Source organism: uncultured Hymenobacter sp., from assembly GCF_964243305.1.
GTDB lineage: Bacteria > Bacteroidota > Bacteroidia > Cytophagales > Hymenobacteraceae > Hymenobacter.
Genome location: NZ_CAXTEF010000001.1, coordinates 12,745 through 26,370 on the forward strand (window position 1 = coordinate 12,745; position 13,626 = coordinate 26,370).

Annotated in this window: 10 protein-coding genes; 5 read left to right on the top strand and 5 right to left on the bottom strand. The window is 60.1% G+C overall.

The genetic code is table 11. The annotated features are described in order from the left end of the window. Window positions 1-127 precede the first annotated feature (127 nt). On the top strand, window positions 128-2,959 hold the full coding sequence (locus ACFE70_RS00055) for a T9SS type A sorting domain-containing protein (RefSeq protein WP_375415660.1): 2,832 nt from the start codon (window positions 128-130) through the stop codon (window positions 2,957-2,959). 180 nt (window positions 2,960-3,139) lie between these two features. Here the strand turns inward: ACFE70_RS00055 and ACFE70_RS00060 are convergent, their stop codons facing one another. The 5 genes from ACFE70_RS00060 to ACFE70_RS00080 all read right to left on the bottom strand — a co-directional run bounded on the left by ACFE70_RS00060 (window position 3,140) and on the right by ACFE70_RS00080 (window position 10,293). Beyond that, complete coding sequence (locus ACFE70_RS00060) at window positions 3,140-3,973, bottom strand: phosphosulfolactate synthase (RefSeq protein WP_375415661.1); 834 nt, start codon at window positions 3,971-3,973, stop codon at window positions 3,140-3,142. A gap of 181 nt (window positions 3,974-4,154) precedes the next feature. Further along, entirely contained in the window at window positions 4,155-5,552 is a 1,398-nt protein-coding gene (locus tag ACFE70_RS00065) for a tetratricopeptide repeat protein (protein ID WP_375415662.1), read from the bottom strand. A gap of 138 nt (window positions 5,553-5,690) precedes the next feature. Beyond that, window positions 5,691-6,740, bottom strand: a complete 1,050-nt coding sequence (locus ACFE70_RS00070; protein ID WP_375415663.1) for an NAD-dependent epimerase/dehydratase family protein — start codon at window positions 6,738-6,740, stop codon at window positions 5,691-5,693. A gap of 110 nt (window positions 6,741-6,850) precedes the next feature. Next, window positions 6,851-9,376 carry a polysaccharide biosynthesis tyrosine autokinase gene (locus ACFE70_RS00075; RefSeq protein ID WP_375415664.1) on the bottom strand — a complete coding sequence of 842 codons (2,526 nt, stop codon included), beginning with the start codon at window positions 9,374-9,376 and terminating at the stop codon, window positions 6,851-6,853. Between the two features lie 56 nt (window positions 9,377-9,432). Then, complete coding sequence (locus tag ACFE70_RS00080) at window positions 9,433-10,293, bottom strand: polysaccharide biosynthesis/export family protein (protein WP_375415665.1); 861 nt, start codon at window positions 10,291-10,293, stop codon at window positions 9,433-9,435. Between the two features lie 301 nt (window positions 10,294-10,594). On the opposite strand from ACFE70_RS00080, the gene ACFE70_RS00085 reads away from it, so the two are divergent. The 4 genes from ACFE70_RS00085 (at window position 10,595) to hpf (ending at window position 13,607) form a co-directional block, all read left to right on the top strand. Further along, a complete protein-coding gene (locus ACFE70_RS00085) occupies window positions 10,595-11,734 on the top strand; it encodes an acyl-CoA dehydrogenase family protein (RefSeq protein WP_375415666.1) in 1,140 nt (379 codons plus the stop codon). 212 nt (window positions 11,735-11,946) lie between these two features. Then, on the top strand, window positions 11,947-12,147 hold the full coding sequence (gene rpsU / locus ACFE70_RS00090) for a 30S ribosomal protein S21 (protein WP_375415936.1): 201 nt from the start codon (window positions 11,947-11,949) through the stop codon (window positions 12,145-12,147). A 170-nt stretch (window positions 12,148-12,317) separates the two neighbouring features. After that, on the top strand, window positions 12,318-13,196 hold the full coding sequence (locus tag ACFE70_RS00095) for a tyrosine-type recombinase/integrase (protein WP_375415667.1): 879 nt from the start codon (window positions 12,318-12,320) through the stop codon (window positions 13,194-13,196). 111 nt (window positions 13,197-13,307) lie between these two features. Next, entirely contained in the window at window positions 13,308-13,607 is a 300-nt protein-coding gene (gene hpf, locus ACFE70_RS00100; protein WP_375415668.1) for a ribosome hibernation-promoting factor, HPF/YfiA family, read from the top strand. The last annotated feature ends 19 nt before the right edge of the window (window positions 13,608-13,626 follow it).

The window sequence follows — 13,626 nt, forward strand, 5'->3', positions numbered from 1 at the left end:
AATATATTTATGTAGATATAAACCTTGCCTCGGCGGCCGCGTATGCGGCCTGAATTTGGAAATCTGGTTGTTTTCAAATTGTCTTTTTTAGCTGTCTTCCATCCGTCACATTTACCTTTTTTTTAATATGCACACTTCTACCTCAATTGGGAAGCTCAGGCCCGGCCGCCGACCCTGGCAAGCTTTCCTGACTTTCTTCGCGGTGCTGCTAGGCCTTGGTGCTTCGCCGCTAGCGCGGGCCCAGTCAACCATAGCCAGCAACTCGGTTAATGTAGCCATCCGGCCCACCACGGGGGGATTCTCGGCTACTTACAACACACAAAGCCCCAGACCCAGCGATACCCCTTTTGATGAGTTTCAAGGTCGGAATTTCGGCACTTTCAATCTTGCTACTGATGCCTTCCGTCTGGAAGGAGCTTCGTTTACCATCAATGAGACAGATGGTAATATTTTCGACCAGGGCGAGCTGTTTTTCCGGGTATTTCCGGGTACTCTCGCTAGCAACACTGGGGCTACTGCTTTCATTAGCATTCCGCTAGTCAATGAGGGAGTAGTTAATGGGGTGCGCACATTTACGCTGAGCAATGCGGCCCGTAATCTACTAGCTTCCATAACTACGGGTGGTACTCCGGGCGCCAGCTACCGTTTCGATGTATTTTTTAGTGGTATTGACAATACCACTGGCGACCGGCCCACGCGACTCGAATCAGTTATTCGCCGCTCGGTTTTCACCGCCACCGGTACCCGTCCGGCACCCACCAACATTGGCAACACCAACGTCATTGTCGCACGCAGTGGCAATGCCAACGAAACCTTTGGCGCCAGCTCCGGCCGCACGCCGCTGTTTACCCAGACCAACCTGGGCTTGTTTGATATCAACACCGGCCAGCTCCTGCTGAATGGCGGCACCGCCACCACGGCCGAGAGCTTTGGCGACGTGGTCCAGAATGCCCGCCTGATTTATCAGGTCATCAAGCCGGCCCAGAACGGGGCCAGTCCGGTGGTCTTTCAGCAGTCGACCATTTTCCTACCCCAGGTTGGCTCGCCTACGACGGCCGATGGTGTCACGACCCGTAATTTCTCGAACACGACCGCCTTCCGCAACCTGATTTCGGGCCTGGCCAACTTCGGGACCGGCGACTACACCATCACCCTGCGCTACGAGTCCGACGTGTTGCGCAACAACACCGTGATAACGCTTCAGGACAACAACAACGGCAACGGCTACACAGCCCCATTCACGCTGATTGGTGTGCCGATACCGGTTATCACTTGGACCGGGGAGGTAGACGATGACTGGTTTAATTCGGCCAACTGGGACCTTAAGCGCCTTCCAGACGCCAACACCAACGTCATTATTCCTGATTTTGGCACCGGCAACACCCGTCCCTACCCCAACATCAATGCCGGCGTTTCCTATACTACTAACCTGGGCAATGGCACCATTGCCAACGGCCCGGTGAAAGACAATACGCAATCCGGCCCGGCCTTGTCGCGCAACGTGGACTTGCAGGGCTCCACGCAGGCGCAGCGCTCTATCACCCGTTTGGTTAATGGCCGCTGGAAGGTTTTCGGCAGCTTCAACAACTCGCTCGACAGCTACATTCAGCGGGCAAGCGGCACCGTGATGGAGTTCGCGGGCAGTGGCAATCAAACTATCACGGGCGGTAGCTTTACCGAGATTGAAATGTCAGGAGGTGGTACTAAAAACCTGACCGGGGTAATGCGCATCGCCGTCTCGTTGGAGTTCATGCCCAACGGTGGCTTGCTCACCACCGATATCTCTGACCCTGACGCCCGCTACGTGGAGCTGGCGGGCCGCTCGACGGATGCGCCTAATGGGGCGCAGCTTGCCGGAGAGTCTGATGCGGGCACCATTCCCTCCTATGTCCGCGGCTTTGTGCGCACCACGCGCAACGACGTGCGGGCTAATGAAGTGGTAGAGGGTACTAACACGCCCGACCCCCGCACCTTCGGCAATATTGGCTTGTCGCTATTATTTACGGGCAGCAATAACCCCGGCGACGTGCTCGTGACCCGCAACACCGCGGAGGGCTATTCGCCGATATTTACCAATGCTGACGGCAGCCCTTCGCCGCGCTACAGCACCCGCCGCATCTTCGGCGTGCGGCCCAGCTCGCCCAACACGGGCAACGGCGGCCTGAGCGCCACGATGACGTTCCGCTATCTCGACAGCGAAACCCGGAACCTGGGGCCGCAGGGCGTCGGCTCCATCGCCGAGCCTAACCTGTCCCTGTTCGTGTCGAGCAGCTCGGGCAACCAGTTCACCCAACTGGGCCGCGATGCCGTGCCGGATGTAGTGAATAACATTCTGACCAAAACCAGCGTCCGCACCTTCGCCACGTTCACCTTGGGCGACATCACCGCGCCCCTACCCGTCACGCTCACCGCTTTCGAGGCTAAGCGCGCCGGCAGCGATGCCGTGCTAACCTGGGAAACGGCCACCGAGAAAAACAACAAAGGCTTTTTCGTGGAAGTATCGGCCGACGGCAAGATTTTCCGCGCCCTGGGCTTCGTGGCCAGCCACAGCGCCAACAGCTCGGAGCGTCAGACTTACCGCTTCCTCGACGCCGAAGCCGGCAAGTCGGGTAACCGCTACTACCGTCTCAACCAGGTAGACTTGGACGACAAAGCTTCCTTGTCCCCCATCCGGGTGCTGGACTTCGGGGTGGCGGCGGGCTCGGCCACGCTGCTGGCCTTCCCCAACCCGTTCACCGACAACCTCTCGATTTCAGTGGCCGGCGCCGGCAACGGCACCGCCACGCTGCGCCTGAGCGACTTGACCGGCCGCACGCTGCGGGTGCAGCAGGAGCGCCTGGAAGGCGTCGCCAGTGAGTTGTTGCTTGAGAACCTGGGCGGCTTGAACGCCGGTATCTATATGGTGCAGCTGACGCTGCCTTCCGGCAAAGTGCAGAACTTCAAGATGCAGAAGCAATAAGCACCAGGGGCCGAAAAGGAAAAAGCCGGTCTCCGCGAGGAGGCCGGCTTTTTTGTGCTATCAGTTCATTAAAGCACACCTAGTACCGGCTAAGGGTTGGTCGCGCGGAGGGGGGTAGGGAATTTGACCTCATGTTCTGAGACCGGCAGCGTGCTTCTTGCCACGGGCCGCCGGCCGTGCCTAGCCGCGAGGCATGGAAGTGCCGGGCCGGCCGCTGGGCCGGGCCGGGGGGCGAAACATGGGGTCCACGGCGTCCATGTCGAGGAAGTGGGTGAAAGTATCGCCGCGCAAACCTAGCCGGATGGTTTCGAGGCTCACCACTTCGTTGGGCGCGATGTTGCCCAGGTTGACGTTGGCGCCGAGCAGCTTGATAAACCAGACCTGTTGGGCTTTCTGCGGCGCTTCCCACAAGATTTTCTCAAACGGAATCTTGGTCAGAATCTCTTCCACCAGCCCGGAGCGCACCTCGCCGGTGCTGCGGAAAAGGCCCACGTTGCCGCCCTCGCGGGCCTCGCCGATGACCTTGATGGCGCCGGCCTCCAGCTCGGCCTGCATCTGCGAAATCCACTTGTAGGGCGGAATAATCTTCTCGGCATCTTTCGAGCCTACCTCGCTCAGCACCCGCACCTGCTGGCTCAGCTCGCGGATGTAGTCGCACTTGCGGCCGTGGTCGAGGTCGAGGCTGCCATCCGAGACTTCGGCGTACTCCATGCCGTAGGTGTCGAGCAGGCGGCGGTAGTCCTCAAACTGATTGCGGATGATGAAGGCCTCGAACAAAGTGCCTCCGAAATACACCGGAATGCCCGCTTCCCGGTAGATTTCGAGCTTGCGCTTCAGGTTGGGCACCACGTAGGAAGTGGCCCAGCCCAGCTTCACGATATCGGTGTACGGCCCGCCGACCTCTAGGAAGTCTTCCACTTCGCGCAAACTCAGGCCCTTGTCCATTACCATCGTGTAGCCCTGCTCGCGGGGCTTGGGGGTGCGCTCGGGCAGGTTGGAGAGGTCGTAATTCATGAGGGGGGTAGGGAATCAGCTTATGATGATGGGCTGGCTGGAAAAACAAAAACTGCCCGTCGGGCCGACGGGCAGCTGCAAAAGTAAGACGGATGGCTTGTAGCGTGGACGCTGCGAGTCCGCGCGTGAATGATGCCCGAACAGCCCACGCGCGGATTCGCAGCGTCCACGCTACGGCGCGCTACTTGCGGAATTGCTCGATCAGACGCTGCAAGCCCGGCTGCTGCTTCAGCTCCGGGAAGTAGTCGAACAGCAGATGGTGCTGGTCGAAGTTCAAGGTCAGGGCCGTTTCCAGTTCCTGGTAGGCTTCGCGGTAGCGGCCATCGGCCAGCAGGTAGGCGCAGAGCATGTAGTGAAAATGGGCCTCGTCGGGGTGCAGCTCCACGGCGTGGCGCAGCAGGTCGGCGGCCTCGGCGTAGTGGCCCTGCTCGTAGAGAATAGCGCTCCAGCTCACCCAGGCCTGGAAATCATCCGGCGCGACTTCGGTGGCTTTTTCGTAGGCTTCCACGGCGCTCACCACGTTGCCGACGTGGTTTTCGGCAGCGGCCAAGGCCGTCCAGTACTCGGCGCTGTCAGCGTAAATCTGAGTGGCTTTGCGGAAGAAATGGATGCTCTCAAACCAGCGCTCCTGCTCCTGCAAGAGTACGCCCTGCCCAAACCAGGCCTCGTCCATGAGCGGGTTCAGCTCGATGGCTTTCTGGTAGTGGCGGCGGGCGGGCTCCCACTCGCGCAGCTTCTCGTAGCACTCGCCGATGTTGCACAAGGCTTCATCAGTGGGCTCACCGGTCGGGTAGCTCAGCTCAAACTCCGGAATGGCCTCGCGGTACTTCTGCTGGCACACGAACGTGTCGGCCAGCCAGTGGTGGGCATCATAGAAGTCGTCCTCGATGGTAATGGCAAACTCAAACGCCTCGCGGGCCTCGTCGAACAACTCGCGGCGGTAATAATACTGTCCCAGGTTATACCAGGCGATGGCTGAGTAAGGGTCGTCGTCGGTGAACTGCTTGAAAAAGTCGAGGTGCTCTTCCAGGCGGCCGGTCACGTCGAGGCAGTGCAGCAGCTCCTGCACGCCAGTTTCATTGTCGGGGTTCAGGCGCAGGCTCTGCTTGTAGTGTTTGGCCGCGCTCTTAAATTTCTGCCAGCTCTGGTACGCTAGGCCGAGGTTGAAATGAATATCCTCGCGCTCCGGCGCGCCTTCCAGGGCCGACTTGAAGTAGGCCACGGCCTCGGCAAACTGCCCGCGCTGGGTGCTGATGATGCCGCGCGTCACGGCCACATCAGGGTTGAGCGGGTCGAGGGCCGCTACCTGCTCAATTTGCTGCTCAGCCTCGCTGTACTGGCCTTTCATGGCCATCACCTGGGCGCGGTCAATCAAAAGCTCGGTCGAAAAAGGATACTGGCCCAGGGCGGCGTCGCAGGCTTGCAGGGCCTGGTCGTAGCGCTGGCTGGTAACGTAGTGGTCGATGATGTTCTCGAAATCTTCCAGGTCGAAAAAGACTGGTTCGTTGTGGGCCACCATCCGCTCATAGCGGCGCACGGCATCCAGGGCCGCGCGGGGGTCCTCATAAGGTTCATTCATGCGCATAAGTATCTCAAAAGGCCGGCCACGCTTGCCGTCCCGACAAGCTGGCCATCATCCTAACACCGGTTCGGACAGAATACGTCCAAATCCCAAATCAGACCGTCAAATCTGCCCGGCTGGCAGGGCAGCCGTAAGCTAAGATACGGCAAGGGGCGCGGACGCGCCTACCCCCTCGCTTTCCCGCAAAGTCAGCTCGGCGGCGCACCAGGCAATAGTATCAGGCAGGGGGCGGAAGGGCAGGCCCGTGGTCTGCTGCACCCTGGCGGCCTCGTAGCGCACGGGCTGCCGGCCGGCGCGGGCCGTGTCGCGGGTGATGAGGGGCCGCGCCCCGGTGAGCAGCGCGCGGCCGTGCTCCAGGCGCCAGATAAGCTCGGCGGCCCAGTCAGGCACGGCCACCGAGGGCGGGCGGCGCCCAAACGCAGCGGCGGCCTGCCGGAAAAAATCGGCCAGCGGCAGCGCCCCCGCGTTGAGCACGAACCGCTGGCCGCGCACGGCCGGCAGGTCCAGCGTCAGGCGCCCGAGTTGGGCCACCACGTCGCGCACGTCCACGAAGTTGAGCAGGCCCGGCGTGTAGAACGTGTGCTGCTGCCGGGCGTAGCGCAAGAGCCGGGTGCTGCTGCGGCTCCAGTCGCCGGGCCCCAGCACCACCGACGGGTTTACGATAATGGCCGACAGACCCTCGGCCACGCCGCGCCACACCTCCAGCTCGCCCAGGTACTTCGACGTGGCGTAGGCCGGGTGGCTGGCGCCCAGGTCCCAGGCCGCCGTCTCGTCCACCACGTGCAACTGGCCCGCATTCCCTACCCCCCCCGGCGCCGGCGAAGTGCCCAGCGCGGCCACCGATGAGACGTGGCCCAGCCGGATGCCCGGCACTTCGAGGCAGGCATCGACCAGCGCGGCCGTGCCCTCCACGTTCACGCGCTGCAAGGCCTCCTCATCCTGCGGGGCGTAGGAAACCAGCCCGGCGCAGTGAAAAACGTGGCTGACGGCTTCGCCCCGCCCCGTCAGGCAGGCCCGCAGCAGGTCGGTGTCGAGCAGGTCGCCCGGCACCCAGTCAATGCCCTTGGGAGCGTCGGGGGGGGGTAGGGAACCCCGGTGCAGGGCCCGGACGGCCAAGTTCCGGCGGCGCAGCTCCCGCAGCAGGAAAGAGCCAATCAGGCCCGTGCCGCCGGTTACGAATATCATTCGGTTAGTAGCTGGTTGCTAGCTGCTGGTTGTGAGCTGCTAGTTATCACTATCAGGCTGTCTAACAAGAATTGACAACTAACAACCAGCGACGGACAACTAAAAAACAATCAGGTGAAAAAGCGGCGCACTTTCTGGCCCAGCGTGAGTGGCTTGCTCGGACTGTCTTCGTAGTAGCCCATGCCGTAGGCCCCGTAGCCATAGCCGTAGCCATAGCCGTAGCCGTAGGCGCCGCCCTGGGCGCTGGCATCATTCAAGATGGTGCACATGCGCGTCAGGTTGTTGGTGTGAATCAGCTTGTTGATGTTCTTGATAAACACCTTGCGCGAGTAGCCGGCCCGGATAATGTAAATTGGAATATCGGCCTTGCGCATAATCAGAATGCCGTCGGTGACCAGGCCCACCGGCGGCGTATCAATCAGGATGACGTCGTAGGACTTGTACAGCTCGGCAATCATCTGGTCGAAGCGCGCGCTCAGAATCAGCTCCGACGGATTGGGGGGGGTAGGACCGGCCGAGATGAAATCCAGGGTTTCGATGCTGGTGCGCTGAATACACTCGGCCACGCCGTGCCGGTTAATCAGAATCGTGCTGACACCCTGCACGTTCTCGGTGCCGAAGGCCAGATTAACCTTGGGCTTGCGCATGTCCAGGTCCAGGATGACCACCCGCAGGCCCGACATAGCAATGATGCCGCCCAAGTTGACCGTCACGAAAGTCTTGCCTTCTCCCGAAATAGTCGAGGTGATGGAGATGAGCCGCTTCTGCTTGCCGGAGCTGATGAAGTCCAGATTGGTCCGGATAGAGCGAATCGACTCGGAGATGGCCGACTTCGTGCTTTTATCGACAATCAGGCGCGAGACTTCCATCTTCTCCTTGTCGTAGGTCGGAATCACGCCCAGCACCGACGCCTGCGTGCTGCGCTCCAGCTCCCGCACGCTCGTGACGGTGTTGTGCATAAAGTAGCGCCCGCCAATCAGGCCGATGCCCAGCACCAGGCCGCCTACCACGCCAATGGCATACACCAGCAGCGGCTCCGGCAGGATGGGGGCCGTGGGCAGCGAGGCGGGCGAGAGAATCTGGAAGTCGGCGGTAGTGCCGGCCTTGGCAATGTTAAACTCTACCTTCTTGTCCATCAGGCTGAGGTAAAACTTCTCGTAAAGCCCCAAGGGCCGGAGCAGCCGCGACTGCTCAGTGATTTTCTCCGGCATCCCTTGCAGCTGCGCGCTGAGCTTGGCCCGCTGCCGGTCCAGCAGCTCCAACTCCTCGCGGAGCAGGCGCTGGTCCTGGGCCAGCAGGCGCTTGAGGCTGCGGCGGGTGTAGTCCAGCGCTTCCCGCCGCTGCTGAAAAGCCTCGGTCTTATCGGTTTGGGAGCGGCTCAGCACGCGCAGCTTCCATTGCAGCGAGTTCAGGTCGTTGAGCTGGGCGATGAGCTGCGGGTCTTCGAGCTTGGCCAGCCCCGGAAAGGTTTGCTCGACCGTTTCGGTGTCTGACTGGGTAAGCTGGTCCTGGTTGACGAGGCGCGCGATGTCGCTGAGCAGCTCAATGCGCTGTTCGAGCTTGAGGCGCTCAATCTCTTGCGTTTCCAGCTTGGCCTCGATGCGCGCCAGCTCTGACTTGGCGTCGTACGTCTGGTTACGGCGCGCAAACTCCTGAATGCTGCGCTCGGCGCCTTGCAGGTTGCTGCCGTTTTCCGACAACTGCTCGTCCAGAAACTTGAGCTTCAGCGCGCTGGCTTCCTGCTTGCGGGCCACTTTCTCGTACAGATAAACCGTGTCAATCTTATTGACGATACTCTGCGCCTTGGCCGGATTAAAGTCAGTGAACGCAATCTGGATGGTGTTGGCGTCTGGATTCACGATTTCTACCGTCAGGTTCTTATCCAGGTATTCGTTGATGGTCCCGTCGTCCTGAATGGTGAAGTGGTAGCTTGGCTCCAGCGCACCCGGCTCGCGCAGCAGTGCCTGGTCGCCCGTCACGCGCAGGCTGATGCCGGGCAGGGAGATGGGCTGGTCGAGGGCATAGTCCCCGCCCAGCGTCCGGCCCTGGCCCGTAAAGGAGAGTTTAAAGCGCTGCGGCGAGGTGAAGTTGATGTTAAACTTCTGGTTATAGAGCGTGGGGTCGGTGATGGTGTACTCGATGTGGAAAGGCGAGGTATCGTACAGCTCGTTTTCCAGCACCGTGCCCTGCACGTAGTAGTTTATATCGAGTGAGAGCGACTTCTTGAGCTGCTGATAAATCAGGTTGGACTTAATTAGCTCTACTTCGCCGGCCAGCTTGTTGGTGCGGCCGTTGTCGGCGGCGGCGGCCATTGGGCCGCCGCCCAGGCCCAGGTCGTTGGCTTCGCTGCGCTCGTCAATCTTGAGCAGCGAGGTCGATTTGTACACGGGCTTGGTGTAGCGCAGATACAGCCAGGCGCCCGCCACGCCCAGGCCCAGCAGCAGCAGCACCCACAGCAGACTGCGGCGCGCCACCAGCAGCAGCGTGCCCAGGTCCAGGCTCACGCCCGCGTCATCGTCGTCGGGCGGGGCCGTCGTGTTGAAGGTGCCGGGCGGCGGGGCAGCGGCTTCAGCCGTCGCCGGACTGGTCGCCCGCCGAATCAGCTCTTCCAGCTCCATGTTTTCGTTTACAGCCATATAAGCTCGGGGAATAGTTAGAGCTGTTTTCAACTAGCTCTGTATCACTACGTTAATTATCTAAAAACCTGAAAAATAGTTATGCCCAGACTTAAGGCAAAGGAGCCCAGCTGGAAAATCGGGCCCGCATCCGTCAGGGCTTCCAGCACAGGCCGGCGCACGGGGTCGACGTAAATAATATCATTGGGCTCTACCTGAAGATTCCCCCGGCGCATCCCCTCAATTGTGGTCAGGTCAATCTGCTGCACTTGCGGGTTTTTTAGATTGCCGCGGATGATGCGCACGTTGTCGGCCCGGCCGCCGTAGCGGTAGAGGCTGCCGCCGCCGCCGCCATCGATGCCGCCGGCTAGGGCCAGCACTTCCAGCAGGTTCATGTTGTCATTTTCCAGCAGAATCACCCTACCCCCCGGCGAGCCCAGGATGAACACGCGGTTGTTAGTGGTGCGCGTCGTCACGAACGCATCCTTGTAGTAAGGCGTGTAGGCGCGCTGCAGCGCGCTGTCGGCCTGGAGCAGCGAGAGGCCGCTGAGGCGCACCTTATCAACTATCGGTAACTTCACCGTACCATCGGCCTGCACCAGGAATGTCACGCCGCTGGTGCCGCCCCCACCGCCGCCGGTGCGCTGGCCACTAGATATGGCACCGGCCGTGCCGCCCCGGCTCAGGGTCGGCGTCACCCCCGACGGCTGCCCGAACTGCAGCTCCCCATTGGGGTCGAGAATCCGCTCGCCCTTATTAGTGTACACCCGCACGTCGAGGTAGTCGTTGGGCTGAATGACGTAGTTGCGGGCCGCCCGGTTGACGGCAATGCGCAACTTGGTGGTGTCAATCTTATTGCCGCTGGTGGTAAGGCGAAACATGGTTCGCTTGCCGTAGTACCGGTCCGAGCACGAGGAAAAGAAGAGCAGCGCAGGCAAGGCCAGCAGGCAGCAAAAGCGCCGCAGTTGCGGACCGGAAAAAGAAACGAAAGGAATTACCAAAGCGCGGGGGTTCAGCCAATAAATTCGAAAGGCTAGTGCGGAATAAGCCCAAAACTGCCTTAAAAGATTCAAAAGTAACCAGATTGGCCGGCCCGCTCAAACTCCGGGCCAGCCGGGGCGTAGGAAACCACGCCTGAGCCCGGCGAATGCCGTACTTTCGTGGACCTAAAACCGGCCTCAGCGGGTTTTCCTCACTCATTCCCTACCCCCCCCTTTCCCACCCCACTCCTCTAGTAATATGGAAGCAGTTGCGACCGAAAATCAAACTATGATTGCCCAGATGGTGCGCGATTTCGGCGCCCAGCACATCAAGCCCCGCATGATGGAGTGGGACGAAAGCCAGGAATTCCCAATTGAAGTGTTCAAACAGCTCGGCGACTTGGGGCTGATGGGCGTGCTCGTGCCGCAGCAGTACGGCGGCGCCGGCTTCGGCTACGCCGAGTACGTGACGGCTATTGCCGAGCTATCTAAGATTGACCCCAGCATCGGCCTGAGCATGGCGGCCCACAACTCGCTGTGCACGGGCCATATTTTGCAATTCGCTCACGATGAGCAGAAAGCCAGGTGGTTGCCCAAGCTGGCCTCCGCCGAGTGGATTGGCGCCTGGGGCCTGACTGAGCCTAATACTGGCTCCGATGCCGGCAACATGCGCACCACGGCGGTACAGGACGGCGACTACTACGTTCTTAACGGCGCTAAAAACTGGATTACTCACGGCAAAAGCTCTAACATCGCCGTCGTCATCGTGCGCACCGGCGAAGTGGGTGACTCGCACGGCATGACGGCCTTCGTGCTGGAAAAGCCGCTGGAAGGCTTCACCCACGGCCGCAAGGAAAACAAGCTCGGAATGCGCGCCTCCGAAACGACGGAGCTGATTTTTACTGACTGCCGTGTGCACAAGGATAACATGCTGGGCAAGGTCGGCGACGGTTTCATTCAGGCTATGAAGGTGCTCGACGGTGGCCGCATCAGCATTGCGGCCCTGAGTTTGGGCATCGCGCAGGGCGCCTACGAGGCGGCGCTGCAATACTCCAAGGAGCGCCAGCAGTTCAATCAGCCTATCAGCAGCTTTCAGGGCATCGCCTTCAAGCTGGCCGATATGGCTACTGAGATCGAAGCGGCCAGCCTGCTCACCTACCGTGCTGCCGACATGAAGGACCGGGGCGAAAACGTCAATAAAGAATCAGCAATGGCTAAGTACTACGCCTCGGAAGTATGCGTGCGTGCCGCTACCGAGGGCGTCCAAATTTTTGGCGGCTACGGCTACACCAAAGACTACCCCGCCGAGAAATACTACCGCGACTCTAAGCTCTGCACCATCGGCGAGGGCACGAGCGAAATCCAGAAGCTGGTTATTGCCCGCGCCCTCCTTAAATAAATCACAGGACTGGACCACAGATTAAACGGATTCTAACAGATTATTTGGGGGTCCGCGCGTTAGCTTTCCTCAGGATGGGAAAAGCTTTTTAGCGCGGAACCACAAATAATCCGCTCAACCCGTTAGAATCCGTCCAATCTGTGGTCTATCTTTGCGGCCCGATTTGCCGCGTCACTTCGGCCCCTACCCCCGACATTTCCCTCAACCCCGATATGATTATCGTCCAAATCAAAGACAACGAGTCGGTTGACCGTGCCCTGAAGCGCTTCAAGAAGAAGTTTGAGCGCACCGGCGTGCTGAAAGAACTGCGCCGCCGCACCTTCTTCCAAAAGCCAAGTATCACCAAGCGCAAGCAGAAGCAGAAGGCCGTCTACAAGCTGGCTACCTACGGCCCCGACGCGACCGAAGCATAAGCTAATATCTCTTTTCCGGTTTGACGAAACCGGCCGGTTTGCCTGCGTGGCAAGCCGGCCGGTTTTTTCGCGTCCGGCAGTTTGAGCTGAAAGAGGGGGGTAGGGAAACAGAACGGCGGAATCGGTGCTACATTGGCCGGGCCGCTCGACTTGGTAGCTGCTTGTCTCTTATGGATGCTTTCCTCGATTTTCTGCGCTTCGAGCGGCGCTACAGCGCTCACACGGTTGTCTCCTACCAGACCGATTTGCGGCAGTTTGCCGACTTTTTAAAGGCCAGCTACGAGCTAACTGAGCCCGCCGACGCCACGCACCCGCTTATTCGCGGCTGGGTAGTGGCCCTGATGCAGCAGAACCTGGACCCGCGCACTGTGAACCGCAAAGTGGCCTGCCTGCGCTCCTACTATAAGTTTCTGATGCGGGCCGGCCGCATCCCGAGCAACCCGATGCTGCGCATCAAGGCCCCGAAGATGGCCAAGAAGCTGCCGGAGTTCGTGGCCGAAGATTCGCTAAATAACTTGCTTAATTCCTTTGAGTTTGAAGACACGCTGGCGGGCCGGCGCGACCAGCTCATTCTGGAACTGCTCTACGGCACGGGCATCCGCCTGTCCGAGCTGCTGGGCATCGCCCCCGACGATATCAGCCCCAGCGCCCGCACCGTGCGCGTGACCGGCAAAGGCAATAAGCAGCGCCTCGTGCCGCTCAACCCCGCGCTGCTGGCCGTGCTGGAGCGCTACCAAACCCGGCGCAGCGCCGAGCTGGGCGCCCTGAGCGGGCCGCTGCTGGTGACGGACAAAGGCGAGCCGCTCTACGAACAGTTCGTGTACCGCCGCGTCAAGCACTATCTGAGCCAGATTACGACCTCGGCCGCGCAGCAGCATCCGCACGCGCTGCGCCATGCTTTTGCCACGCACCTGCTGAGCAAAGGCGCCGACCTGAACGCCATCAAGGAGCTACTGGGCCACGCCAGCCTGGCGGCCACCCAAGTGTACACGCATTTGTCCGTCGACCGTCTTAAATCCGTATTCGACCAAGCCCACCCGCGGGCTTAATGGGAGTTAAAAGTTAAAAGTGAAGAGTTAGAAGCTGGTTTAAAGCCACTGCTGCGTTTTTCACATTTGATTTTTAAGTCTTCACTTTTAACCTTTAACTCTTTTCCAAGTATGAAAGTCCAGATGCATTCGGTGCATTTCACCGCCCAGCAGTCATTGCTCGACTTTATTCAGCAGCGCCTCAACAAGCTCGAAACCTTCTACAGCGGCGTGACGGATGGCGAGGTCATCCTGCGCCTCAACAACAAGGACGGTATCGATAATAACACGGTGGAAATGAAGGTGCTCGTGCCTGGCGCCACGCTCTTCGCCCAGGCCGATGCCGGCTCGTTCGAGGCCGCCGCCGATGCCGCCGCCGAAAGCCTGAGGCGTCAGATTACCAAGTACAAAGAGAAAAATATGAGTCACTAAGCGGCAAATTGCCGGCTTT